The 23698-nt window shown below is 69.5% G+C and carries 23 protein-coding genes; 8 read left to right on the top strand and 15 right to left on the bottom strand.

Features of this window, described 5'->3' with window-relative positions; all coding sequences use genetic code 11:
- Nucleotides 1-45 precede the first annotated feature (45 nt).
- From NLX94_RS11855 to NLX94_RS11840, 4 genes are all read right to left on the bottom strand, one after another.
- Nucleotides 46-1242, bottom strand: a complete 1197-nt coding sequence (locus NLX94_RS11855; RefSeq protein WP_254382625.1) for a cytochrome P450 — start codon at nt 1240-1242, stop codon at nt 46-48.
- An 83-nt stretch (nt 1243-1325) separates the two neighbouring features.
- On the bottom strand, nt 1326-2012 hold the full coding sequence (locus tag NLX94_RS11850; RefSeq protein WP_254382624.1) for a TenA family transcriptional regulator: 687 nt from the start codon (nt 2010-2012) through the stop codon (nt 1326-1328).
- A 200-nt stretch (nt 2013-2212) separates the two neighbouring features.
- The gene (locus NLX94_RS11845; RefSeq protein ID WP_254382623.1) at nt 2213-2986 is read right to left on the bottom strand and encodes an SDR family oxidoreductase; all 774 of its coding nucleotides are present in this window, start codon (nt 2984-2986) and stop codon (nt 2213-2215) included.
- 28 nt (nt 2987-3014) lie between these two features.
- A complete protein-coding gene (locus tag NLX94_RS11840; protein WP_254382905.1) occupies nt 3015-4253 on the bottom strand; it encodes an MFS transporter in 1239 nt (412 codons plus the stop codon).
- Between the two features lie 237 nt (nt 4254-4490).
- On the opposite strand from NLX94_RS11840, the gene NLX94_RS11835 reads away from it, so the two are divergent.
- Genes NLX94_RS11835 through NLX94_RS11825 form a run of 3 tightly spaced genes read left to right on the top strand, consistent with a single transcriptional unit; the run spans nt 4491 to nt 6674 of the window.
- Nucleotides 4491-5435 carry an alpha/beta hydrolase gene (locus NLX94_RS11835; protein WP_254382622.1) on the top strand — a complete coding sequence of 315 codons (945 nt, stop codon included), beginning with the start codon at nt 4491-4493 and terminating at the stop codon, nt 5433-5435.
- Nucleotide 5436: 1 nt separating this feature from the next.
- Nucleotides 5437-6369 carry a ketoacyl-ACP synthase III family protein gene (locus NLX94_RS11830; protein ID WP_254382621.1) on the top strand — a complete coding sequence of 311 codons (933 nt, stop codon included), beginning with the start codon at nt 5437-5439 and terminating at the stop codon, nt 6367-6369.
- 41 nt (nt 6370-6410) lie between these two features.
- Nucleotides 6411-6674: a phosphopantetheine-binding protein gene (locus NLX94_RS11825; RefSeq protein WP_254382620.1), complete on the top strand. Its 264-nt coding sequence runs from the start codon at nt 6411-6413 to the stop codon at nt 6672-6674.
- A 150-nt stretch (nt 6675-6824) separates the two neighbouring features.
- Here the strand turns inward: NLX94_RS11825 and NLX94_RS11820 are convergent, their stop codons facing one another.
- The 6 genes from NLX94_RS11820 to NLX94_RS11795 all read right to left on the bottom strand — a co-directional run bounded on the left by NLX94_RS11820 (nt 6825) and on the right by NLX94_RS11795 (nt 13622).
- Nucleotides 6825-7883 carry an aminotransferase class I/II-fold pyridoxal phosphate-dependent enzyme gene (locus tag NLX94_RS11820; protein ID WP_254382619.1) on the bottom strand — a complete coding sequence of 353 codons (1059 nt, stop codon included), beginning with the start codon at nt 7881-7883 and terminating at the stop codon, nt 6825-6827.
- Between the two features lie 56 nt (nt 7884-7939).
- Nucleotides 7940-9109 carry a homoserine O-acetyltransferase gene (locus NLX94_RS11815; RefSeq protein WP_254382618.1) on the bottom strand — a complete coding sequence of 390 codons (1170 nt, stop codon included), beginning with the start codon at nt 9107-9109 and terminating at the stop codon, nt 7940-7942.
- 20 nt (nt 9110-9129) lie between these two features.
- Nucleotides 9130-9858, bottom strand: coding sequence for a gamma-glutamyl-gamma-aminobutyrate hydrolase family protein (locus NLX94_RS11810; protein WP_254382617.1), 729 nt, complete (start codon nt 9856-9858; stop codon nt 9130-9132).
- Complete coding sequence (locus tag NLX94_RS11805; protein ID WP_254382616.1) at nt 9855-11165, bottom strand: O-acetylhomoserine aminocarboxypropyltransferase/cysteine synthase family protein; 1311 nt, start codon at nt 11163-11165, stop codon at nt 9855-9857. The genes NLX94_RS11810 and NLX94_RS11805 overlap by 4 nt, the downstream gene beginning before the upstream one ends.
- A gap of 7 nt (nt 11166-11172) precedes the next feature.
- On the bottom strand, nt 11173-12132 hold the full coding sequence (locus NLX94_RS11800) for a fatty acid desaturase family protein (RefSeq protein WP_254382615.1): 960 nt from the start codon (nt 12130-12132) through the stop codon (nt 11173-11175).
- Between the two features lie 287 nt (nt 12133-12419).
- Nucleotides 12420-13622, bottom strand: a complete 1203-nt coding sequence (locus NLX94_RS11795; RefSeq protein ID WP_254382614.1) for an ATP-grasp domain-containing protein — start codon at nt 13620-13622, stop codon at nt 12420-12422.
- A gap of 320 nt (nt 13623-13942) precedes the next feature.
- Between NLX94_RS11795 and argC the strand changes: the two genes are divergently transcribed.
- From argC to NLX94_RS11770, 5 genes are read left to right on the top strand one after another with little or no spacing between them, the layout of a single operon-like run.
- The gene (gene argC, locus NLX94_RS11790) at nt 13943-14977 is read left to right on the top strand and encodes an N-acetyl-gamma-glutamyl-phosphate reductase (RefSeq protein ID WP_254382613.1); all 1035 of its coding nucleotides are present in this window, start codon (nt 13943-13945) and stop codon (nt 14975-14977) included.
- Nucleotides 14978-15006: 29 nt separating this feature from the next.
- Nucleotides 15007-15879 (top strand): [LysW]-aminoadipate kinase, encoded by an 873-nt coding sequence (locus NLX94_RS11785; protein WP_254382612.1) that lies wholly within the window; start codon nt 15007-15009, stop codon nt 15877-15879.
- The gene (cysC, locus tag NLX94_RS11780; protein ID WP_254382611.1) at nt 15876-16439 is read left to right on the top strand and encodes an adenylyl-sulfate kinase; all 564 of its coding nucleotides are present in this window, start codon (nt 15876-15878) and stop codon (nt 16437-16439) included. Before NLX94_RS11785 ends, cysC begins: the two co-directional genes overlap by 4 nt.
- Nucleotides 16436-17386 carry a sulfate adenylyltransferase subunit CysD gene (gene cysD / locus NLX94_RS11775; protein ID WP_254382610.1) on the top strand — a complete coding sequence of 317 codons (951 nt, stop codon included), beginning with the start codon at nt 16436-16438 and terminating at the stop codon, nt 17384-17386. The genes cysC and cysD overlap by 4 nt, the downstream gene beginning before the upstream one ends.
- A gap of 2 nt (nt 17387-17388) precedes the next feature.
- The gene (locus NLX94_RS11770) at nt 17389-18690 is read left to right on the top strand and encodes a sulfate adenylyltransferase subunit 1 (RefSeq protein ID WP_254382609.1); all 1302 of its coding nucleotides are present in this window, start codon (nt 17389-17391) and stop codon (nt 18688-18690) included.
- 113 nt (nt 18691-18803) lie between these two features.
- On the opposite strand, the gene NLX94_RS11765 is transcribed toward NLX94_RS11770, so the two are convergent.
- The 5 genes from NLX94_RS11765 to NLX94_RS11745 all read right to left on the bottom strand — a co-directional run bounded on the left by NLX94_RS11765 (nt 18804) and on the right by NLX94_RS11745 (nt 23693).
- On the bottom strand, nt 18804-20201 hold the full coding sequence (locus tag NLX94_RS11765) for a glutamine synthetase family protein (protein ID WP_254382608.1): 1398 nt from the start codon (nt 20199-20201) through the stop codon (nt 18804-18806).
- A 210-nt stretch (nt 20202-20411) separates the two neighbouring features.
- Entirely contained in the window at nt 20412-20597 is a 186-nt protein-coding gene (locus tag NLX94_RS11760; protein ID WP_254382607.1) for a lysine biosynthesis protein LysW, read from the bottom strand.
- Nucleotides 20594-21562, bottom strand: a complete 969-nt coding sequence (locus NLX94_RS11755) for a transketolase family protein (RefSeq protein WP_254382606.1) — start codon at nt 21560-21562, stop codon at nt 20594-20596. Before NLX94_RS11755 ends, NLX94_RS11760 begins: the two co-directional genes overlap by 4 nt.
- Entirely contained in the window at nt 21559-22401 is an 843-nt protein-coding gene (locus NLX94_RS11750) for a transketolase (RefSeq protein ID WP_254382605.1), read from the bottom strand. The genes NLX94_RS11755 and NLX94_RS11750 overlap by 4 nt, the downstream gene beginning before the upstream one ends.
- Nucleotides 22398-23693, bottom strand: coding sequence for a DegT/DnrJ/EryC1/StrS aminotransferase family protein (locus NLX94_RS11745; protein WP_254382604.1), 1296 nt, complete (start codon nt 23691-23693; stop codon nt 22398-22400). The genes NLX94_RS11750 and NLX94_RS11745 overlap by 4 nt, the downstream gene beginning before the upstream one ends.
- Nucleotides 23694-23698 lie beyond the last annotated feature (5 nt).

Raw genomic sequence — 23698 nt, 5'->3', positions numbered from 1 at the left:
CCCTGGTGCGACGCAGCGCAGGTCGATTGAGCCGGACAATTTCGATCACGCAGAGTGGAAGGCGAGCGGCAGGTACTCGAGGCTGTTGGTGACGTAGGACGGCGTGCGTCGCGGCTCACCCACCAGCTCGATCCTCGCCACGCTGCGCAGGGTTTCTTCGAGGAAGACCCCGATCAGGACCCTGGCCAGCGGTGCGCCGATGCAGAAATGGCGACCGCCGCCGAAGCTCACGTGCCGGTTGGGGTTCCGGTCCAGCCGGAGTTCCATCGGCCGGTCGAACACGTTCTCGTCCCGGTTGAGCGAGGACAGCCACACGCTCACCGCCTGGCCCGCCTTGATCTCGACGTCACCGACCGTCGTGTCGGTGACAGCGGTGCGCATGAGGTGGGTCACCGGCGACGTCCAGCGCACGAGCTCCTCGATGGCCGACTTGAGCGGAACGGCCCCGGAGCGCAGCGCTTCCAGCTGCTCCGGGTTGGCGAGCAGCGCGAGCAGCCCGCCGCTGAGCACCTGTCGCGTCGTCTCCCCGGCTGCCACGGCCAGGTTGTCGCAGGTCAGGATGATCTCGTCGTCCGTGATGTCCAGCCCGTCCGCCTGCGCGAGGACGAAGGCCGAGACCACGTCGTCGGTCGGTCGCGCCCTGCGCTCCTCGATCACGTCGGCGTAGTAGGCGAGGACCTCGAGGTGCGCCTGCTGCGCGGCCGTTCCGTCCAGGTCCACGATGTTGCCCACGGCCGCTTCGGCGTAGGCGGCGACCCGCTCCACGTCCTCACCCTCGACACCGAGCAGACCGGCGATGACCTGGAGCGGGTAGGGCGCCGCGACCTGGTTGACGAAGTCATGGGGGCCGGCGTCGATCACACCGCGCAGCAGGGACCGCGACACCTCTGCCGCCCTGGCCCGGAACCCGGCGGCCGCCTTGGGCGTGAAGAGCACGGCTGCCGCCTTGCGGAGCACATCGTGCCGCGGCGGGTCGGACAGCGTCATCATGACACCCGCACCGGGGTACGGATCGGAGAGGTTGGGCCGCAGGAACGTTCCCCTGGCCGAGCTGAACCTCTTCCAGTCGCTCAGTACGTCAAGGCCCTCGTCGTAGGTCGTGACCGCCCAGAACGGTTCGTGATCCGGTTCGTCGTGCCAGGAGACCGGACGCTCCCGGCGCAGTCGTGCCCAGGTGGCATGCGGATCGCCGTGGGAATAGAGATGGGGATCGGTCAACCCGGTTACGGCGGGGGCGGTCACGTGTCAACTCCTTCGCGTGGTGAGCGTCAGTCGCCTTCTTCGGCGGACACCGGACGAGGGCCGGTGCCCGCCGGAGTCGACCGTCAGGAAGGCGCGATCATCCCGGTCTCGATGGCGAGCCGGTCGAAGAACGCGGTCCAGTGGCGCCACATCTCCTCGGCGGACTCGACGACCTCCCATTCCTGCTCCGGGGTGAGACCCGAGAACAGGGCGTTGGTCGCCTGGTCGACGTGGTCGGGCTCCTGCGTGACATGGATGTCGACCCACGCGTTGCGCTCCGTGCCGGACTCCCGCGTGACCGCCTCGCCGATCGCCGAGACCATCAGCAGGTCCGTGACCTCGGTGGCGAAGATGCCGCCGAGCGCGGAGGCCCGCTCCGTCGAGCACTTCTCGTACCAGTCCACCAGCGCGGCGGTCTCCGCGAACATCGGGGAACCGGTCACCGCGCGGCGGTCGTAGCCCGCCTTCTCCATGCTGTCGGCGTAGATCACCTCGTGGGCGCCCTTGGCCGACCGCGCGCCGGCCTCCTGCGAAAGGATCCGGGTGATCGCGCTCTTGGACTCGATGTCGGGCAGGACGGAAATGCAGCGCGCGAGGAAGGTCGGGAAGTAGTGCAGCGGGTGCCACCACTGGCCGAGGAAGGTCTCGACGTGCTCGTGCGAAAGCTCGCGGTCGTGCACCTGCTTGAAGAACTCGTGGTCGACAAAGGCGCGGTGCACCTTGTTTCCGACGAGCCGATCGGATATCGATTCAACGATTTCTACAGTCATGGCTCCAGTATTGGAGAACCGGCCGAACGGAGACAGAACCAGCAGGTTTATCCGGTGCCATCACCACGATTACCCCGGCGGGGCGGCCGAGCAGGAGCCCTGAACGCAGAAAGTGCCCTCCGGCTGGACCGGCAGAACCCCTCGACGAGGTTCACCGGCCCAGCTCAGAAGGCACTTTCGCGTGTACGACCCGGTGCGGCTCAGCGCCCGATGAGGTGCTGCTGGTCCTGCGGCCGCAGGCGCAGGCTGTGCTGTCCGCCGTCCACGGCGAGCATCATGCCGACGGAGGCGCTCGACAGCGGGCTCGCCAGGTAGGCGATCGCGCCCGCCACCTCGTCGGCCGTCACCAGGCGGCCCGGCGCGAGGAACTTGATCAGCGACTCCCGGGCGGCCTCCGGGTCCGCCGTCCCCTGGAGCTGGTTCTCCACCCACGGGGTGTCCGCCGTACCGGGTGCGACGCAGTTGACGCGGATTCCCTCGCGGGAGTGGTCCGCCGCCATGGCCAGGGTCAGCGAGTAGACGGCGCCCTTGCTGGCCGAGTACAGCGTGCGCGTCTGGTGGCCGGCCCAGGCCACGATCGAGCACGTGTTGACGATCGAGGCGGCGGGCGAGCGGCGCAGGTGCGGCAGGGCGTACCGGGCGACCCTGACCATGCCGACCACGTTCACGTTCAGGACGTTCAGCCACTCCTCGGAGCTGTTCGTGGCGACATCTCCGACCGCCGGTATGCCGGCGTTGTTCACCACGATGTCGAGGCGGCCGAACCGCTCGACCACGGCCTCCACCGCCGCCTCGACCTGGGCGTCGTCGCCGACGTCGGCCTGGACGCCGAAGACGTCGTCCGGAAGGCCCTCCGTCTTGAGGTCGAGGACGGCGACCTTCGCGCCCCTGCTGGTCAGCAGTTTCGCCGTGGCCAGACCGATGCCCTGGGCACCGCCCGTGACGATCGCCACGAGTCCTTCGAAGTCACTCACCGGTTTTCTCCTGTCACATGTCGAACTATCAGGAATGCGCGACGGCCACCGCGTCGTCCGGGCGGCGCAGTCGCAGGCAGAGCTGGGCGCTCACCAGCCCGAGGACGCCGACCATGGCCCACAGGGCCCAGGGCGCGAACATGTACACGGCGCCGCCGATGATCGGTCCCGCGCCGGTGCCGATCGTGTACGCGGCGCCGTACAGCCCCTGGTAGCGCCCGACCATGCCGGGCGGGGTCAGACTCGCCAGATGGGCCTGGGCGATGGAGGAGAAGACCATCTCGCCGATCGTCCAGATCAGCACCGTCACCGCCAGCAGGCCCATGCCGGTCGTGAACCCGGTCAGGGACAGACCGACGCAGGTGAAGAGGTTGCCGACGGCCAGGACGTAGTGCGGCCGGTACTTGGAGACCACTCCGATGAGGGGCAGTTCGAAGAGCACGACCAGCACGCCGTTGAGCGCCATGAGGAGACCGAAATCGCGGGCGCTCATGCCCACGTCGGCGACGTGCAGGGGCAGGCCGACGGTGGTCTGGATGTAGACGAACATGGCGAACACGCTCATCAGCAGGAAGCGGACCAGGGTGGGGTCGCCGAGCGCCTGCCGGTACCCGACCTCCTTCTCCTTCTCCGTCTCCGCATCCGTCTCCTCGGCGTCGGTCTGCGCACCGGGCTTGTCCCGCAGCAGCACGGTCACGATCAGGCCGAACAGCAGCAGCGCCGCGGCCTCGCCGACGAAGAGCCCCGTGTAGGAGATGCTGGCGACCACGCCGCCGACGGCGCCGCCCAGGGCGACGCCGATGTTCTGGGCGAACCGCAGCACGCCGAAGGCGGCCAGCCGCTGATCAGCCGTCACGGAGTCGACGAGCACCGCGGCCATGGCCGGGCGGTGGATCTGCGACACCAGGCCGATGAGACCGACCAGCGCCACGATGAGCGCGATCGGACCGACGAACGGCACCAGCGCCGTCAGACCCGCGGTGGCCACGACGGACAGCAGGATGGCCGGGCGCCGGCCGATGGTGTCGGTGAGGTGGCCGCCGATGACGCTGCCGAGCACACTGCCCACGCCGGAAGCGCCGAGGACGAGTCCCGCGGCCGTCGAGGAGTGCCCGTCGCCGGCCAGATAGAGCACGATGAACGTGGGCAGGAAGCTGCCGGCGCTCAGGATCAGGCTGCCGAGACTGACGATCCAGACCCGGCGGGGCAGGCCGCGCAGCGTGTCACGGAGCCGCGGTTTGTCTATTTTCGCCCGGTCCGACTCCATGGTACTCACGCCGTGTCCCCTTTGTTCCGTGTGTCTTGCACCTTCTCGGGCCGAAAGGGAGGCTACGATGCCGCAGACTCCCCAGCGTCCGCGGCAAGTTCATTGAGCGGGACACATTACGCTGACCCCTCCCAGCCCGGCTCATCACCTGGGTTACCCCCCTGCGGTCCGGGTCCGTGCACTCTCGACGGTGGACCGGATTTTCTTTATGCAGTCCTGGGAGCTGAGGGATTTTTCATGCCACTTGACCCGCTCTACACGGGAATCAGGGACTATCGCGTCGCCACCGGATTCACGCCGCTGTACACCATGCCGGTGGAACAGGCCCGGGTGGCAGATCGGGATACCGAAGCCGAGATCTGGGATTGGGTAAAAGAACCCAAAGAGGTATTCGACTTCGACATCGACGGTCCGACGGGTCCGATGACCCTGCGGGCGTACCGCCCGCAGACCGAGAGCGCGGACGACGGCCCGCTCCCCGTGGTGGTGTACTTCTTCGGCGGCGGCTGGGTCGTCGGATCCCTGGACACCTGCGAGGCCATCTGCCGCGCGGTGGCCAGCCTGACCCCCTGCGTGGTCGTGTCCGTCGGCTACCGCCTCGCACCCGAGCACCCGTTCCCGGCCGCCATCGACGACTGCTACGCCGCCCTGGAGTGGGTGGGCGAGCACGCGTCCGAACTCGGCGCCGACCCCACCCGCATAGCCGTGGCCGGAGACAGCTCCGGCGGCAATCTCGCCGCGGTCATGGCCCTGATGGCCCGGGACAAGGGCGGGCCGAAGATCTCCGCCCAGGTGCTCGTCTACCCGCCGACGCGCAATGACGCCACGACGCAGTCCATGCGGGACCACGTCGATCCGATGTTCTTCAACGCGGAGTCGTCGGGCTGGTTCTGGGGGCACTACCTCGCCGATCCCGCCGACGGCGAATCGCCCTATGCCTCACCGGCCAAGGCGGCCGATCACAGCGGACTTCCGCCGGCCCTGCTCATGACCGCCGAGTACTGCCCGCTGTACGACGAGGGCGAGGAGTACGCGAAGACCCTTTCCGATGCGGGTGTGGACGTGGAGTTCCACCCGTACAAGGATCTGCCGCACGGCTTCCTCCAACTCTCGGCGGTGCTCGAGACGTCCAGGGACGCGATGCGTCTGATCGGCGACTTCCTGCACAGGCGGACGAGCTGACATGACGATGGCTGAAACCCCGCGCGTGGTACTGCGCGCGCCCAGGTACGTGCTCGGCGAGATCGCGACGGATCACTCCGAGATCAAGGGATTCACTGAATTCGTCGACGAGAAGCGGATGTTGCCCGATGCCACGATGTGGGGCTGGGGCACCGTGCACCGTACGGAGCTCGACACGGCCGAGCTCGCCGTACGGGCCGGCCGGCAGACCCTCGACGCCGCGGGCATCGCACCGGACGGGATCGACGCGCTCGTCCTGTGCTCCACCACGTTCCCCGGCGAGGTCGGGGCGCACGGTGACCTGATCTCGGCGGTCCTGCACGGCCTCGGACTCAGCGGCGTCCCGGTCACCGGGATCACCCTGAACCGGTGCGCGACCCTGCTCACCGGTCTGCAGACGGCTGCCACCATGGTCGCCGCGGGCCGGCACCGGACCGTGCTGGTGATCACCACCGACGCGGCGCCCGACGAGTCCGCGCGGCTGGCCGACTTCGCCCTGTTCAGCGACGGCGCGGCCGCCTGCCTGGTCTCGCAACCGGTGGACGGCGCTCCCGAGTCCTACGAGTGGGTCGCGGACGCGCATGCCCAGGACCCGGCCTCCATGCTCCGGGGCACCGAGATCAGCTCCGACCTGGCCAAGACGGCCAACCAGCGGCTCTTCGCCGAGGCCGGCATCGGCGTCGAGGAGATCGACGCCCTGCTGCACAACAACATCTTCCTGCCGATCGTGATGATGAAGGAGCTCCAGGCCGGGTTCCACCCGGCCCAGCTGGTCACCACCAACATCACCAGGGTCGGGCACTGCTTCGCCGCGGACCCGCTGATCAACCTCGTCGACCGGCAGTCGGCCGGCCATATCCGCCCGGGCGGGCTCTACCTGCTGGCGTCGAGCGTGTCAGGGCTGCGGATGTGCGTCCTGCTGCGGGCCGCATGAGCCGCCCCCGCCTCCAGTCACCCAACGAAGGAGTCACCGAAGTGCAGAAAAGTGTCGAGGCAGCGCCCACCACGCTGTCGTGGCTGCAGGACACCGTCCGGGCGGCGCTGCAGCTGTCCGAGTCCGAGGAGGTCGCCGCGCGGACCCTGCGCGAGCTCGCCGCCACCTCGCTGCAGACGGTCGGCGTGCAGTACCGCATCCTCCAGGAGACTTCGGTCCAGGTGGAGATGACCGAGCTGATCGGCGACAGGACCATCGCGGACCTCGCCCTGCTGATCGACGGACGCAGGCAGAGCGCCTCGTAACACGCGATTGCGCGTACGAAGGGCCGGGGGCACGAACGCCCCCGGCCCTTCGCGTGCCGAACGCCGGCCGGGTGACGGCCCGGCGCCGGCCGACAGCACGATGCCGCCCCCGCCGGAAGACGGGGGCGGCATGCTGCGGTCAGCCGGCGCTCACGCGTACGACAGCTGCGGGGTCATCGAGGCCTTGAGGTTCGCCAGCTCCGCGGAGGTGGGTGCCGTGATGCGCAGCCCGGAGATGCGCCCCGGCTGCTTGCCGTCGAAGGCCCGTACGGCCACCCCGTGGTCGAGGAAGAACTGGTGCGCCTCGATGGGGTCGTCGACGGCGATGAAGCGGTAGTGCACGGGGACGCCGCGCACCAGGCCGGGGAACCGGTCGCCGATGATCTCCTCCAGGAGGAGGGCGTTGGTCTGCAGCGCGGACCGGGTGCGGTCCTCCCAGTCGGTGTCGGCGAGGGCGGCGGTGGCCAGCGCCACATCGACGTAGGAGAGGGCCCAGTTGCGCTTGCGCTCGGACACCTTGGCGTGAATCTCCCGGTTCAGCGTCCACAGCGCGCCGGTGCGGGTGCCGGCGATGCCGAAGAACTTGTTCGGGGAGCGCAGCACGACCACGTTCTTCAAGCCGGTCTGCGTCATGGAGAGTTCGCGGTGCTCGGGCAGGAACTCGATGTACGCCTCGTCGACGATGAGGACCGAGTCCGGGTTGGCGCGGCAGATCTCCACCAGGTCGTCCCGGTGCAGGTAGAAGCCCAGCGGGTTGTTCGGGTTGGAGAGGAAGACGTAGGGGTGGTTCCGCATGCCTTCGGCCACCCGGTCCAGGCGCGACTGCGCCGTCTCCACGGTGCCCGACGGCGGGTCCAGATGCGTGGGGAACCAGCGGATGGTGTCGGTGTAGTCGGGCGTGACGACGGCGACCTGCTCCGTCGGCAGGATCTCGGCGAGGACGCGGATGAACTCGGTGATCCCGCGCCCCGGTATCAGGTGCTCCGGCGCCGTCCGCATGAAGTGCGCGTAGGCCTCGGTGAAGCGCTCCTCGGCTCCGTAGGGGTGCGCGAGGAGGTCCTCCGGCTTGATGGACCGCAGTGCGGCTGCCACGACGGGAGGCGGACCGTAGCGGTTCACGCAGGTCCCCAGGTCCAGGTACTCCCGGTCGTGGAGACCTCTCAGGTCCCCGCCCTGGGTGTTCACTGCGGTCGGTGCGTTCTCGATCAAGACATGTCCCTACAGACGTTGCGGATGAAGGTGTGAACTGCTCAGGGGGTGCGGCGTCACACGGCGGACGGCATGAGGACGGCTCTCAGCTCGTCCAGATAGCCGGGGACCTCGAGCAGAAAGGCGTCGTGACCGGCGCGCGACGTGGTGTCCCGGTAGTGGGTGACCTCCGTGAGCCCCGTGGCCTTCAGCTCGTCCAGGAGTTCCCCGGTGACGTCGCTGCCGAAGAGCCGGTCCGAGGCGAAACTGAACACGTGGACCGCGGGATCGGCGTCCGGAGACAGGACGTGCGGCCGGGAGAAGGCGTTGAACCGGTCCATCGCGCTCGTGAGGTGGAGATACGTGTTGGCGTCGAAGCGGTCCACGAACTTGCCGGCCTGGTGCTCGAGATAGCGCTCGATGGCATAGCGTCCGCGCGCCGGGCCGACGGGCTCGTGGCCGGTCTGGACCGCGCGCCCGAACTTGGCCTCCAGTGATTCGGGAGACATGTACGTGAGGTGGGCGACCATCCGCGCGATCCCCAGGCCCCGTCGGGGGCCCGTCCCGAAGAGGCCGTCCACGTAACGGCCGCCGTCGAAAGCCGGGTCGGAGCGGATCGCCGCCCGGCCGACCGCGTGGGCCGCCAGGCCGTCGGTGGTCAGCCGGGGCGCCGTGCCGATGAGTACGAAGCGGCTCGCGTCGCCGGGATGGCGCAGCAGCCACTCCAGCGTCTGCATGCCGCCCATCGAGCCGCCGACCACCGAGTGCAGGCGGCCGACTCCGAGGTGCCGGAGCAGCGCCCGGTGCACGGTGACCATGTCCGCGAGCGTGACCTCGGGGAAGTCCGCTCCGAGCGGGCGGCCGGTCACGCCCGGGGACAGCGGCCCCGTCGTGCCCGCGCAGCCGCCCAGCACGTTGGCGGACACGACGTGGAAGACGTCGGTGTCGATGGGCCGGCCCGGGCCGACCATGACGTCCCACCACCCCGGGATGTCGTCCGGATCGTGCCGCGCCGGGTGTGAGTCCCCGGTCAGGGCATGGCAGACGAACACCGTGTTGTCGTGGTGGGGCGACGGGGTCCCGTACTGCTCGTAGGCGACCTGGACGTGCGAAAGCGAACGGCCCGACTCCAGGATGAGCGGATGTTCCTGGGTGAAGAGGGTGGCAACCTCCAGATGACGGCTGAGAGGTGCGGGAAGGCCGGGGGTGATGACCCTGGGGTCTTCGGTGACGGGAAACGTTTTCAAGATTGTCAGTTCTCCAGAAGTCAGCGGCCCGCCGTGTGTTTCCGGACAGCCTCACCGAATGCGTGGAAGATCCTCCGCGACAGCGGGTCCGTGGTGGCGTACCACTCGGGATGCCACTGCACGGCGAAGCCGAAGGGGTGTCCGCCGTCGGCGACGGACACCGCCTCGATGACCCCGTCGGGGGCGACGGCTTCGGTCCGAAGCCCCGCCCCCAGACGGTCGATCGCCTGGCCGTGGAGGGAGTTCACCCGGGCCGAGCCGACGCGGTCGGTCAGCTCGTCCAGCGTTCCGCCCCCGGCGATCCGGATCTCGTGCGCGGGAAGGTACTGCTCGTCCCGCGGCAGCGAGAGGTCCTCGCGATGGGCACCCGACTCGATGACGCGCAGGGTGCCGCCATGGGCGACGTTCAGCTCCTGCAGCCCCCGGCAGATGCCGAGGAGGGGGAGACCGGCCTCGACGGCCGCCGGGATCAGCGCGAGCGCGAGCGCGTCGCGATCGGGATCGAACGGGCCGGGCCCGGCCGACGCCGCGTAGCGCTCGGGCGCGACGTTCGTCTCATGACCGCCGAGCACCAGTCCGTCGAACCGGCCAAGGTGGGCGGCGAAGGTGCGGCCGGCCCCCGGGATCAGGGCGACGTCGCACTCGGACACCTCCTCCAGCGCGGCGACGTAGGCATGGCGCACCGCGTCGTGCCGTACGTCGTCCCAGGTCTCGGCCGCGCATGCGAGGGCGACGAGCGGCCGGGTCATGCGCGGTCCAGCGCCTGACCGAGGTCGGCCAGCAGATCGTCGATGTGCTCGATGCCGACGGCGAGGCGGATGGATCCCTGGGTGACTCCGGCAGCGAGCTGCTCCTGCTCGGGAAGCTGCGCATGGGTGGTCGAGGCCGGGTGGGTGGCCAGCGAGCGGACGTCACCGACGTTCGTCGCGTGCGAGATGAGCCCGAGCGACTCGATGAACGTGCAGCCGGCCTCCCGTCCGCCCTTCAGCTCGAACTGGACGAGCGGGCCGCCGTTCGCACCGAAGTAGCGGGCGGCGAGCTCGGCCTGCTCGCCGGTGGCGAGACTGGGATGGCGCACCGCGCCGACCTTGGGGTGCTGCTCGAGGAAGCGTGCCACTGCGGCCGCGTTCTCCCCGTGGGCGCGCATCCGCAGGTGCAGCGTCTCCATGCCCTGGAGCAGCAGCCAGGCGTTGAACGGGCTGAGGCAGGGGCCCAGGTCGCGCATCAGGGTCTCGCGGGCCTTGAGCAGGTAGCTGCTCCGCCCGAGCGCAGTGTCCAGGCTCTTTCCGGTACGCGTCCACACCGCTCCGCCGTGCGCCGCGTCCGGCTGGGTCAGCAGCGGGTGGCGCTCCGCGTGGGCCTCCCAGTCGAAGCGTCCGGAGTCGAGGATGAGCCCGCCGAGGGTCGATCCGTGCCCGCCGATGTACTTGGTGGCGGAGTAGACCACGATGTGGGCACCGTGCTCCATCGGCCGGCACACGTACGGGACCATCGTGTTGTCGAGGATCAGCGGCACACCCGCCTGCTCCGCCAGCTCGGCGACGGCCTCGATGGGGAAGATGCTCAGCCGCGGGTTGGGCAGCGTCTCGCCGAAGTAGAGGCGGGTGCGCTCGTCCGTGGCGGCGGCGAAGTTCTTCGGGTCCGAGGGACTGACGAAGCGGGTCTCGATGCCCATCCGCTTGAGGGTGTTGGCCAGCAGGTTCCACGTGCCGCCGTACAGCTCGTTGGAGCTGACGATGTTGTCCCCGGCCTGGCACAGGTTCAGCACGGCGAGCGCGATCGCCGCCTGCCCGGAGGCCACGGCGAGACCGGCGGCGGCCCCCTCCACGGCGGCCATGCGCTCCTCGAGCACATCGCACGTGGGGTTGTTCAGGCGCGTGTAGGCATGTCCGTCCTGCTGGAGGTCGAAGATCCCGGCCGCGTCCGCCGTACTGGGCAGTTCGTACGCGGAGGTCTGGAAGATCGGCGTGACGATCGGCGGTGTGATGCCGAGCCGCCATTCGTATCCGCCGTGAATGGCCGCCGTCTCGGCGGTACGGAATGTCTTGGCTTTCATGACTCCCTCATGCTGCGACACCCTTGTCCTCCTTTTCCCTGACCATGGAGCGGACGATCGCGTTGATCGCGCTCGGCTGCCCCTGCGGACCGCGGTGCCACAGGCCGCCGAACTGGCCGTCGACCTCTGCGTACTTGGGGTCGCGCATGCGTATCTCGCGTGCCTGCGGCAGGTTGTAGAAGGGGGTACGCGGGTCGAGATGGTGCTCCAGGTGGAAGTGGTCGTTGTGGATCCCGGTGAGCAGCCGCTCCCACAGGCGGCTCTTGCGGTTGCGCGTCATGTAGAGGTCCACCGAGGAGTCCCGCACCAGGGGCGTGTGCTCCGACAGCTCGATGTACCAGCCCAGGATCTGGAAGCTCGTCAGGTACGGGACGACCCAGAAGAGCGCCAGCTCGAGGAGCCAGTCCCCCTGCCAGGCCGCACCGGTGACGGTCGCCCAGAACACCCAGAAGCCGAGCCCGTCGAGGATCCGCTTGCGCCGCTGCACGGGGTTGGCGGAGGCCGACGTCTTCTCCGCCCCGGTGAGGACCCGGTAGCGGTTCTGGATGAGATAACGGATGTAGGCCCACGTCTGGGAGCCGAGCAGCGGCATCAGCACGACCCGCCGGATGTACGACGGCGCCGTGTCCTGCCGATAGGCCCCCTGCTCGATGAAGAAGCGCAGGTCGGGGTCGAGCTCGGGGCTGCCGAGTCGGGGGTGGTGCGTGTAGACGTGCGACACCTTGTAGGCGTAGTGCTGCTGGAAGATCGGGTATGCGGTCAGCACGGTGCCGACGAACATCTGCAGCCGGCGGTTCGATATGCCGACCCCGTGCGCACAGTCGTGAAGGATCGTCGACAAACCGCGCTGCCTGGCACCGATGACGAGCGCTGCCAGGGGATAGAACCAATACGATCCGTACACGCACAGCAGGACACAGCCGGCCATCCACACCAGGTCCGCGAGCCATGCCAGCAGTGCGCGCACATTGTCAGGCTTGTTCAACGCCTTCAGATCGCGTTCCACATCTGCCGGAAATCGATACATGGTGTATCGCCGACCTGTGTACGCCCAGGTCGTTGTGTCGGTACTCACTCACCCTCCATGCCTCCACCTCGGTGGCGGTTCTTCCTCTTAGGATTTCGTCGATCTGCCGCGCCGATGGGACAATAGAGAGGTCCATCGGCCGCGCACGTCCGCGACAACCGACTTCGCGTTGACGTATCACGCTGACTCTTATCCGCTGCGGCTGCGGGTTTTGCTTACCTCGTCGTTCAACTCGCCTGCGGGGGCGTGATGCGGTATTCGATTCTGTTCTGTACGGTCTCCACGCGCTCACGCAGCTGAGTCACGGAATCGGCGACGACCGCGAAGCGGAGGAAGAAATTCTCCTGCTCCAGGTCGGTGATCCGGTAGCCATGGGTGATCTGTGCGCCGACGAACCCGGGCAGTTCGCGCAGATCATCTTCCGTGGTGTCCACCTCGACGGTGCCGAGCTCGTGGCCCTCCATGTCAATCCAGCCGATGACCGGCCGGTCCCGGAGGGGAATCGGACCGTCCACCGTGAATTCCCCCAGCGCCATGGAGACCAGCGCCCCGATCGGGTCGATCCCGCTGATCTCGCGGACCGATGCGGGGATCATGCCGCCGCCGGGGCGGGGGTTGATCTCGATGAGCTCCGTGCGGCCGTCCTCGGCGGCCCGGCCCTCGAAGTGCAGCCAGAACTGGTCGAGACCGAGGTCGGTGCAGAGCGCGGTGATCCTCTCGCACAGGACCCGCACGCCTTCGCGCACGTGATCCTGCTGAGGCGGATGGAACTCGAGTCCCGCGTCATGGTGCCGGACGTGGTCGTGCTCGGGCTTCTCGACCGCCAGGACCGGATGGAAACGGCCACCGACGACGGGGCCGTCCACGGAGAACTCGACTCCGGGCAGGTACTCCTCGACGATCAGCTCGGTGCCGGCCAGGCCTGCCTCGGCCAGGCGGTCCTGGTAGTCGAGGAGCTCCTGCGGACCGTCCACCCGGCTGACCAGCCGCGAGGCCCCGGAATCACGCGAGGGTTTGACGATGGCGGGGAAGAAGTCCACTGCCGCCGGGTCCTTCGAGAAGCGGATGCCGGACAGTCCCAGGGCCTGCATGCGCTCTCGGACCAGCACCTTGTCGAGCAGCACGGGGCGGTTTTCCTCGGCGCCCGCAATGCCGTAGTGCGCGGCCAGGCCCATCTGCCAGGAGGCCAGCGATTCGAGCATGTTGACGACGGCGACGGGGACAATGCCGCGCTCTTCGAGCCGGGTCGTGAGTACGGACAGGTCCTCGCCGAACCAGTCGAACACGACATGGTCATCGCATGTGTCGCGGTGACGGTTGTCGGGCAGTTCGGAGACCAGCACCGAACGCAGCCCACGGGCACGCAGCTGCTCGGCGATCAGGGCCACGCCGCCGAAATGCAGCTTGGAGAGGATGAGTACAGATTTCACGCCGCGACCCTCCAGGGTTTGGTGTTCGGCAGTGATGAGCGATCAATTGATGAAACAGGGCGGACCCTACGGTCCGTCTTTCAGGGTGACACGGGCCGGATTGCCGCCGAGTAATCGGGACGCGTAGCCACGCGGCCGGAATGTCATCCCAATGCGTCACCGGGAATGGCTTTGCCGCGGACGTGCGCAGGACGGATGGGTTCGTAGGTTGCCATTTCGATGCGGCGGAAGATTGCGCCGGTCAAAACAGGCATATGTGAGTGGACGGGAGAAAGTCGCATGGCCGTGGCCTTGAGCGAATTCGTGATCGGGGTGGAGTCGTGATACGGGTGGCGGTGGCCGGAGCGGCCGGCTATATCGGCGGGGAGCTGCTGCGGCTGCTGATCGGCCACCCCGAGGTCGAGCTGGTGGGCGCGGTGTCCTCGCGCTTCCCCGGCAAGCGCATCGACGGCGTGCATCCGAACCTGCGGGGCTCCACCGATCTGCTGTTCTGCTCCGCCGACGAGGTCGGGGAGTGCGACGCGGTCTTCCTGGCCCTGCCGCACCGGGCCGTGATGACCCAGATCGACTACTGGACCCAGCGGGCCGGGCTCGTCATCGACCTGACCGGTGACTTCCGCCTCGACGACGCGGAGACCTTCGAGCGCTACTACGGCGAGAAGCACCAGGCCCCGCACCTGCTGGACGCCTTCGTGCCCGGCCTGCCCGAACTGCACCGCGAGCGGCTGCGCAGCGCGAACCTGATCAGCGTGCCCGGCTGCATGGCCACGTCGGGCGTCCTGTCGCTCTACCCGCTCGTCGCGCACGGTCTGATCGACACCGCTGCGGGGGTCCAGATCGACGCCCGCACCGGCTCCAGCGGCTCCGGCTCCACCGCCGGCCCGGCGAACCTGCACGCCGAACGCAGCGGCGCGATGCGGGTGTTCGCTCCGACCAGCCACCGCCACGAGGCGGAGATCTCCCAGCACCTGGGAGGAGTGCCGGCGGCGATGACCGCCACCGGTGTCGAAGCCGTCCGCGGGGTCCAGACCATCGCCCGCGCCACCCTGCGCCCCGGCGTCGACAAGTCCGCCATCCGGCGGGCCTATCGCGAGCAGTACGCCGCGGAACCCTTCGTCCGCATCGTCGCCCACCAGCGCGGCATCTTCCGCTATCCCGACCCGAAGATCCTCCTGGGATCCAACTTCTGCGACGTCGGCTACGCCCTCGACGAGGACACCGGACGCCTGACCGCCATCGGCGCCCTCGACAACCTCGTCAAGGGCGGCGCGGGCAACGCCGTCCAGTGCCTCAACATCCGCATGGGCCGGCCCGAAACCCTCGGCCTGACCTTCCCCGGCCTCCACCCCCTCTAGCCCCTCCCGCCCACGCACACGGAGAGACCGTGACCACCACACCCCTCACCGTCGTCAAATGCGGCGGCAATCCCGCCGTGGACGCCGCGGGCATCTGCGCCGACATCGCCCGCCTCGTCCACGCGGGGCACTCCATCGTCCTGGTCCACGGAGGCTCCGGAGAGATCAGGCGGCTCGCCGGAGAACTCGGCGTCCCGCAGCGCACGCTCGTCGCCCCGGACAACGTCACCACGCGCTACACCGACCCGGCCACGCTCGAGGTGGTCGTCCTCGCGCTGACCGGCTCGGTCAAGCCCAAGCTGGTCGCGGAGCTCGCCCGCCACGACGTGCCCGCGGTCGGACTCAGCGGCATGGACGGCGGCATGCTCCGCGCCCGCCGCAAGTCCGTCGTCCGCTCCGTCGTCGACGGCCGCACCGTGATGATCCGCGACAACCACAGCGGCCGGCTCGAGAAGGTCCGGACCGAACTGCTCGACACGCTGCTGCGCATCGGCCATGTCCCGGTCGTCTCGCCGCCCGCCATCGACGAGAACAACCACCCGGTCAACGTCGACGCCGACCGGGTCGCGGCGGCGCTCGCCGTCGCGCTCGGCGCCGACCAGCTCCTGCTGCTCACCGGGGCACCCGGCGTACTCGCCGACCCCGAAGACCCCACCAGCCTGCAGGACACCCATCACATATCCCCGACCGGCCCGCCCGACCCGTCCGCCACCGGCGGCATGGCACTCAAGCTCATCGCCGCGCGCGAGGCACTCACCGGCGGAGTCGCCACCGTACGCATCGCGGACGGACGTACTCCCGACCCCGTCAGCCAGGCGCTCGCAGGAGCCGGCACCACGGTGCGCATCGCCCCTGCCGACGAGCCGGTCCACAGCTCCCGCGAAACGGAGATCCCCGCATGACCGAACCCAATGGCACACCAGCCGCGTGGCAGGGCGGCACGGTCTGGCTGACCGGACTGCCGAGCGCGGGCAAGACCACCATCGCGACGGGCCTCGCCGAGCGGCTGCGGGCCGAGGGACACCGAGTGCAGGTGCTCGACGGCGACGAGGTCCGTGCGGCGCTCTCGGCGGAGCTGGGCTTCTCGAAGGAGGACCGGGACACCAACGTGCGCCGGATCGGCTTCGTGGCCGGGCTGCTCGCCGCGCACGGTGTCACCGTGCTCGTACCGGTCATCGCTCCGTACGCGATGTCACGGGAGGCGGTGCGTGACCAGCACGCCGCACAGGGCATCCCCTATCTCGAGGTGCACGTGGCCACTCCGCTGGAGATCTGCGCGGACCGGGACGTGAAGAGCCTGTACGCCAAGCAGGCCGCGGGCGAGCTCAGCGGCCTCACCGGCGCGGACGACCCCTACGAGGCTCCGGTCAGCCCCCAGCTGCGCATCGAGACCCAGGACCAGACCGTCGAGGAGTCGGTCCGGCAGGTGCACGCGCTGCTCACCGAGCGAGGTCTGTCATGACCGTCGTCACCCCGGCCGTGTTCACCGGCCCGCAGCCCTCCCCCGCACCGGCTTCGCCCATGCCCCATCTCGAGGCCCTGGAAGCCGAGGCGGCACACATCTTCCGCGAGGTGGCGGGAGAGTTCGACCGGTCGACGCTGCTGTTCTCCGGCGGCAAGGACTCGATCGTCATGCTGCACGTGGCGCTCAAGGCGTTCGCCCCGGCGCCCCTGCCGTTCTCCCTGCTGCACGTGGACACCGGCCACAACTTCCCCGAGGTGATCGCCTACCGCGACCGCATCGTCGAGAAGCACGGCCTCCACCTCGAGGTGGCGTCCGTGCAGTCGTACATCGACGACGGAAGGCTCCGCGAGCGCCCCGACGGCACCCGCAATCCGCTGCAGACCGTACCGCTGCTCGACGCGGTCCGTGATGGCCGCTTCGGTGCGGTCTTCGGCGGCGGCCGGCGCGACGAGGAGAAGGCCCGCGCCAAGGAGCGGATCTTCAGCCTGCGGGACGAGTTCGGCGGCTGGGATCCGCGCCGGCAGCGGCCCGAGCTGTGGCAGCTGTACAACGGGCGCCACCAGCCGGGCGAGCACGTCCGGGTCTTCCCCCTGTCCAACTGGACCGAACTCGACGTCTGGCAGTACATCGAGCAGGAGAACATCGAACTGCCGGAGATCTACTTCGCGCACTGGCGCGAGGTGTTCCAGCGCGACGGCATGTGGCTGGCGCCCGGCGAGTGGGGCGGCCCCCGGGACGGCGAGTCCCTGACCGAGCGCCAGGTCCGGTACCGGACGGTCGGCGACATGTCCTGCACCGGCGCGGTCGACTCGTCGGCCTCGACGGTCGGCGCCGTGATCGCGGAGATCGCAGCGAGCCGGGTGACCGAGCGCGGTGCGAGCAGGGCCGACGACCGGATGTCCGAGGCCGCCATGGAGGACCGCAAGCGAGAAGGATACTTCTAGACATGTCAACGGGCGTCACTGAAAAGGCAGTTCAGAGCGGTGCGTCCGACCGGTTCCAGGGTGGCCTGCTGCGGCTGGCCACCTGTGGCTCGGTCGACGACGGCAAGTCCACCTTGGTCGGACGACTGCTGTACGACACCAAGTCCGTCCTCGCCGACCAGGCGGCGGCCATCGAGGAGGCTTCACGCAGGCGGGGCCAGGACGGGCCCGACCTGGCGCTGCTCACCGACGGCCTGCGGGCGGAACGGGAGCAGGGCATCACCATCGACGTGGCCTACCGCTACTTCGCGACGCCCAAGAGGCGGTTCATCCTCGCGGACACACCGGGCCACGTGCAGTTCACGCGCAACATGGTGACCGGGGCGTCCACCGCGGACCTGGCGGTGATCCTCGTGGACGCGCGCCACGGCGTGGTCGCCCAGACGATGAAGCACTGCGCGATCGCGGCCCTGCTCCGGGTCCCGCAGATCGTCCTGGCGGTCAACAAGATGGACGCCGTCGGCTACCAGGAGTCCGTCTTCGCCGAGATCGCGCAGGAGTTCGCCGAGCGGGCCCGCAAGCTGGGCATCGCCGACGTCACCTCCATCCCGATGTCGGCGCTGACCGGTGACAACGTGGTGGAGCCGTCGGCGCACATGGACTGGTACGGCGGCGACACGCTGCTGTCCCACCTGGAGAACGTGCCGCTCGGCACCGAACCGGCCGGCATGCCCGTGCGGCTCCCGGTCCAGTACGTGGTCCGCAACCCCTCGGGCGACCGGCAGTCGGTGGAGCGCTGGCTGACCGGGCAGGTCGCCTCCGGCGTGCTCGAGGTCGGCGACCCGGTGGTCGTGCAGCCGTCCGGGGTGACCTCCACGGTCGCCGGGCTCACCGTGCTCGGCCGCGAGACCGACACCGTGAGGGCACTCCAGTCGGTGGCGGTCCGGCTCGCCGACGACGTCGACATCTCCCGCGGCGACATGCTGACCGCGGGCCCCGCTCCGCAGACGGTTCGCCAGATCAGCGCCAAGGTCTGCAACTTGCACGACCGCCCGCTGGGCCCGCGACAGCGTGTGCTGCTCAAGCACACCACGAGGACGGTCCCCGCGATCGTGGAGCAGATCGACTACCGCCTGGACGTCACCGACGGCAGCCGGCTGCCCTGCGACGACGTCCTGTCCGTCAACGACATCGGCGGCGTGCGGATCCGTACCGCCGAACCGCTCGCCGTGGACGACTACCTGGAGAACCGGCGGACCGGCTCGTTCCTGCTCATCGACCCGCAGGACGGGTCGACGCTCGCCGCCGGGATGATCGGCGCCTGAACACCCTGTGGCCACGGCTTCGCCGTGGCCACAGTCATGTCCGGGAACGAAAATGGGGGGAACGCCGTCATTCGACGGCGTTCCCCCCACGTGCGTGCGCGTGCAACGCGTTCTCACATGCGTTCGAAGGAACGGAACCGCTCCCAGTCGGTGACCGCGCCGTCGAACGCGTCCAGTTCGACGCGCGCCATGTTCACGTAGTGCTCGACGACTTCGTCCCCGAAGGCCGCGCGGGCGATCTCGCTGCGTTCCCAGAGAACAGCGGCTTCGGCCAGCGTCGTGGGGACGCTCGGGACGCGACCGCCGTCGGCGGCGGCGTAGGCGTTGCCCTCGCAGGGTGCCGGCAGGGTCAGCTCGTTCTCGATGCCGTACAGGCCTGCGGCGATGAGGCCGGCCACGGCGAGGTGGGGGTTGACGTCCCCGCCGGGCACCCGGTTCTCCAGGCGCAGCGACGGGCCGCGGCCGACGACGCGCAGCGCGCACGTGCGGTTGTCGAAGCCCCAGGCGACGGCCGTGGGGGCGAAGGAGCCGGGCCGGAACCGCTTGTAGGAGTTGATGTTGGGCGCGTAGAGGAGCGTGAAATCGCGCAGGGCGGCCAGCTGCCCGGCGAGGAAGTGCTCCATCACCGGGGACATCCCGCCAGGACCGTCCCCGGCCATCACCGGGCGCCCCTCCTCGTCCGTCAGGGAGAGGTGGATGTGGCAGGAGTTGCCCTCACGCTCGTTGAACTTGGCCATGAAGGTGAGCGCCATGCCCTCCTGGGAGGCGATCTCCTTGGCGCCGGTCTTGTAGATGGCGTGCTGGTCGCAGGTGGTGAGCGCCTCGTCGTAGCGGAAGACGATCTCGTGCTGGCCGAGGTTGCACTCTCCCTTGGCGGACTCGACCGTGAGCCCGGCGCCCGCCATCTCGTTGCGGATGCGGGCGAGGAGGGGCTCGACGCGGCCGGTGCCGAGGATCGAGTAGTCGCTGTTGTACTGGTTGGACGGGGTGAGGTCGCGGTAGGCGCGCTTCCAGGCGTCCTCGTAGGTGTCGCGGAAGACGATGAACTCCAGCTCCGTGCCCACCTGCGCGGTCCACCTCTGCCCCTCCTTCGCCAGTCCGGCCTGGGCGAGGCGCTCGATCTGACGGCGCAGGATCTGGCGCGGCGCCTCGACGACCGGTGAGCCGTCGTTCCAGGCGAGGTCGGCGACGAGCAGCGCGGTGCCGGGCTGCCAGGGGACGCGGCGCAGCGTGGCGGTGTCGGGACGCATCGCGAAATCGCCGTATCCGCGCTCCCAGGAGGACATGGCGTAGCCGTCGACGGTGTTCATGTCGGCGTCCACCGCGAGCAGGTAGTTGCAGCCCTCGGTGCCGTGCTTCAGCACCTCGCCGAGGAAGAACGGTGCGGCGAACCGCTTGCCCTGCAGACGGCCCTGCATGTCGGGGAAGGCGAGGATGACCGTGTGGATCTCGCCGCTGTCCACGAGGCGGCGCAACTCCTCGACCTCGAGCGGGGGTGTTCGGTCAGCCACGGATGGCGCCTCCTTCGGTCAGGGTGTGCTTGAGATGTGGCCCAAGAGCGGCTTGGGGGTTCGTGTTCGGGGCTCCGCGGAAGCGGACCCGGTCCGCAGGCGCGGGCTCTGAGAGCCTGCCGCCGGCGGACCGGGTCCGTGGGAGTCGTCGCGTTCCGGAGTGCCGACCGCGCCGCCGTTCGACTTGCATGCCGGCGGGTCGCCTCGGGCCTACTCGCCCCAGTCCTCTTCGACCTCGGGGGCAAGGGCGAGCACCGTGGGGTTCAGCGCCACGATCTCCAGCTCGCTGCGGCAGCCCACGCACTCGAGGATCTCGTTGAGCCGCACCGACTCCCCGATCTGTACCTGCTCCTCGCATTCGGGACAGGCGTGCTCAGTGGTCATGGTCATGGTCATGCGATGTATTCCTTCCGATCGGTCCTACCGGAGCGGGCCTCCGTGTCGAGGGCGGTACGGACCGCCCTCACGACCCGCTCCGAGGTGAGGTCGTAATGTGCGACGAGGTGTTCCTGGTTGCCCACCTCGTCGACGAACTGGTCCGGCATCCCGAGCCTCAGCACCCGTGTGGGCGCCTCCTCCGCCAGCGTCTCGGCGACGGCGCCGCCGAGGCCGCCGCTGCGCCAGTGCTCTTCCAGCGTCACCACGAGCGAGGCGGGCCGCGCCGCGGCCACCAGCGTCTGCGTGTCGAACGGGCGCAGGGTGTGCATGTTCAGCACGGTGGCCTCGATGCCGTGTCCGGCGAGGACCTCCGCCGCCTCGATGCAGGCGAGCACCGGGTACGGGCCGCAGGCGACGAGCACCACGTCGCCGCCCTCCCGCAGCGTCTGCGCCTTTCCGATGACCGGAGGCGGGGCCTCGGGCAGGGCCGGGGTCGGCTTGCGGCCGAGCCGGACGTAGAGCGGTCCGGCCAGGTTCAGGCTCTGCTCGACGAACGCCTCCGTGGCGGCGGCGTCGGCGGGCACCACCACGGTCATGTTGGGCAGGACCCGCATCACGGCGAGGTCCTCCAGGGCCTGGTGGGTCGGACCGAGGTGGCCCGCGGCGAGACCGCCGTGGGTGCCCATGATGCGGACGGGCAGTTTGTTGTAGGCGATGTCGATCTTGATCGCTTCCAGCGCCCGGGACGTGGCGAAGGCCGCCATCGTGTTGACGAACGGAATCCGCCCGCACGCGGCCATCCCTGCCGCGATGCCCATCAGGTTGTGCTCGGCGATGCCGAGGTTGAGGTACTGGTCACCGGCCGTCGCGGCGTACTCGGCGTTGAAGAGACCGGTGTCGGAGTCCAGGCAGATCAGTTCGGGATGCCGCTGGAGCAGGGGAAGCAGGCTGTCCCGGTACGCCTCTCGGGTCGCGCGGCTCATCCGGTGGCCTCCATGGCTTGCAGTGCACGGGCCGCCCGCGCGTGATTGCGCGGCGACAGGGTCACGTAGTGACTGGCGCTGCGGCCGGCGAGGAACGGAAGGCCCTGGCCCTTGACCGTGCGGGCGATCAGCACGCTCGGTTTGCCCGGCTCCCACGGTGCGGCATTGAGGTGCTCCGCCAGTTCGTCCGGGTCATGGCCGTCCACGTCGCGGACCGCCCAGCCGAAACTGCGCCAGCGGTCGGCCAGCGGTTCCATCGGCGCGATCCCGTCCGTGGCACCGGTCAGCTGGAGTCCGTTGCGGTCCACCACCGCCACCAGCCGGTCGAGGCGCAGCGACGCGGCCGCGATGGCCGCCTCCCACACCGAGCCCTCCTGGAGCTCGCCGTCGCCGAGCAGGACGAAGGTGCGCGAGTCGCGGCCCGCGTACCGGGCGGCCAGCGCGAACCCGCAGCCCAGTGCGAGTCCGTGACCGAGCGAACCGGTCGGCAGCTCCACACCGGGCACCGCGCGGACCGGGTGGCCCATCAGCCTGCTGCCCGGGCGTCCGTATCCGGCGAGTTCCTCGACCGGGAAGAAGCCGTGTTCGGCAAGCGTCGCGTAGAGGCCGATGGCGGCGTGGCCCTTGCTGAGGAGGAAGCGGTCGCGATCCGGGTCGTCCGGCCGCTGCGGGTCCACCTTCAGCACCGAGGAGTACAGCGCGGCGAGGATGTCGGCGCTGGAGAACGCGCCGCCGAGGTGGCCGCCCTCGGGCCCCGCGCACATGTCGACGACATGGGCGCGGATGCGTGCGGCGACGGCCTGCAGGGTGTCCCGCTCCAGGACCTGGGCGACGGTCATGAGGCCGCCTTGGCGAGCGTGGCGACCATGTCCCGGTTCGCCCACACCTTTTCGAAGGCGTCCGCGTACAGGCCGAGCAGTTCGCCGGCGCCCGGGTGCAGGTGGCGCTTCTGGATGGTGAGCGAGTCGGCGATGACCTCACGGGTCACCTGGTAGTCCTCGCCTGCGGTCGTGCCGGGCGCGCCGGTCACGGACCACGGGTAGCCGGAGCCGAAGCCGACGCGGTCCACGAAGACCTTCTGGTCGGGCAGCGGCATCAGCTGGTACTGCGACAGCGGCACGCCCTCGGCGCGCAGCAGCCGTCGCAGCGCCGAGCGCAGCGCCTGGGGCCGTACGCCGTCGAGGCCGAAGGCGGCGGGGTCGAAGCGGAAGCGCAGGATGTGCCAGGCGTGGGTGGTGTCCGGCAGTGCGGTCGGCACCGTCAGGCCCGGCAGCTCGGCCAGGCGCGCGAGGAAGCCGGTGACGTTCTCCTGCCGGGCCCGCTCGTAGTCGTCGAACCGGTCGAGCTGCGCGATGGTGAACGCGGCCTGGAGGGCGTTCATCTTGTAGTTCCAGCCCAGGCCGTACGAGATGTAGTCGCGGTCCCGGCCGGCCACGATGTCCTCGCCGAACTGCCGTCCGCGGCGCATCTTCGCGGCCAGATCGGCGTCCTGGGTGACCAGGAGGCCGCCCTCGCCGCAGGTCGGTATGTTCTTGCTGACCTGGAGGCTGAAGGCGCCCGCGTCACCGATCGAGCCGACCGGCCGTCCGCGGTGCGTCGCGCCGGGAGCCTGCGCGGCGTCCTCGACGATCGCAAGGTTGTGCTTGCGGGCGATCGCGGTGAGGCGGTCCATGTCGGCGGGCGCGCCGTGCAGGTGCACGGGGATGATCGCCCTGGTCCGGGGAGTGATCCGGCGCTCGACGTCGTCCGGGTCGATGTTGAAGGTGACCGGGTCGATGTCGGCGAAGACCGGAACGGCCATCTGGTGCACGGGGGCGAGCCCGGTGGCGATGAAGCTGAACGCGGGCACGATCACCTCGTCACCGGGGCCGATGCCGAGCGCGGCCAGGGCGAGGGCCAGGGCCGCGGTGCCGTTGGACACCGCGACGCACGTCTCGTGGCCGAAGCGGCGGGCCCAGTACTCCTCGAGTTGGGACACCGCGTTCACGCCGTCGGTGTCCGACACCAGGCGGGGGCCGTCGAGTGCGTCGAGGACGGCCTTGCGGTCCTCGTCCTCGATCAGCGGCCACTGCACATGGCGCCGGTCCTTCGGCACGGACGCCGTACCGCCGAACGCTGCCAGCTTGCTCATCACTC

The sequence above is a fragment of the Streptomyces sp. TBY4 genome, from assembly GCF_024213195.1.
Lineage (GTDB): Bacteria > Actinomycetota > Actinomycetes > Streptomycetales > Streptomycetaceae > Streptomyces.
Note: the sequence above shows the minus strand (reverse complement) of the source record. Positions and strands in the feature narration are given on the sequence as shown.

Coding starts and splice junctions, on each gene's coding strand:
- NLX94_RS11850 (WP_254382624.1), bottom strand. CDS start 2,012: ATGACTGTAGAAATCGTTGAATCGATATCCGATCGGCTCGTCGGAAAC.
- NLX94_RS11840 (WP_254382905.1), bottom strand. CDS start 4,253: ATGGAGTCGGACCGGGCGAAAATAGACAAACCGCGGCTCCGTGACACG.
- NLX94_RS11835 (WP_254382622.1), top strand. CDS start 4,491: ATGCCACTTGACCCGCTCTACACGGGAATCAGGGACTATCGCGTCGCC.
- NLX94_RS11830 (WP_254382621.1), top strand. CDS start 5,437: ATGACGATGGCTGAAACCCCGCGCGTGGTACTGCGCGCGCCCAGGTAC.
- NLX94_RS11810 (WP_254382617.1), bottom strand. CDS start 9,858: ATGACCCGGCCGCTCGTCGCCCTCGCATGCGCGGCCGAGACCTGGGAC.
- NLX94_RS11805 (WP_254382616.1), bottom strand. CDS start 11,165: ATGAAAGCCAAGACATTCCGTACCGCCGAGACGGCGGCCATTCACGGC.
- cysC (WP_254382611.1), top strand. CDS start 15,876: ATGACCGAACCCAATGGCACACCAGCCGCGTGGCAGGGCGGCACGGTC.
- cysD (WP_254382610.1), top strand. CDS start 16,436: ATGACCGTCGTCACCCCGGCCGTGTTCACCGGCCCGCAGCCCTCCCCC.
- NLX94_RS11770 (WP_254382609.1), top strand. CDS start 17,389: ATGTCAACGGGCGTCACTGAAAAGGCAGTTCAGAGCGGTGCGTCCGAC.
- NLX94_RS11760 (WP_254382607.1), bottom strand. CDS start 20,597: ATGACCATGACCATGACCACTGAGCACGCCTGTCCCGAATGCGAGGAG.
- NLX94_RS11755 (WP_254382606.1), bottom strand. CDS start 21,562: ATGAGCCGCGCGACCCGAGAGGCGTACCGGGACAGCCTGCTTCCCCTG.
- NLX94_RS11750 (WP_254382605.1), bottom strand. CDS start 22,401: ATGACCGTCGCCCAGGTCCTGGAGCGGGACACCCTGCAGGCCGTCGCC.
- NLX94_RS11745 (WP_254382604.1), bottom strand. CDS start 23,693: ATGAGCAAGCTGGCAGCGTTCGGCGGTACGGCGTCCGTGCCGAAGGAC.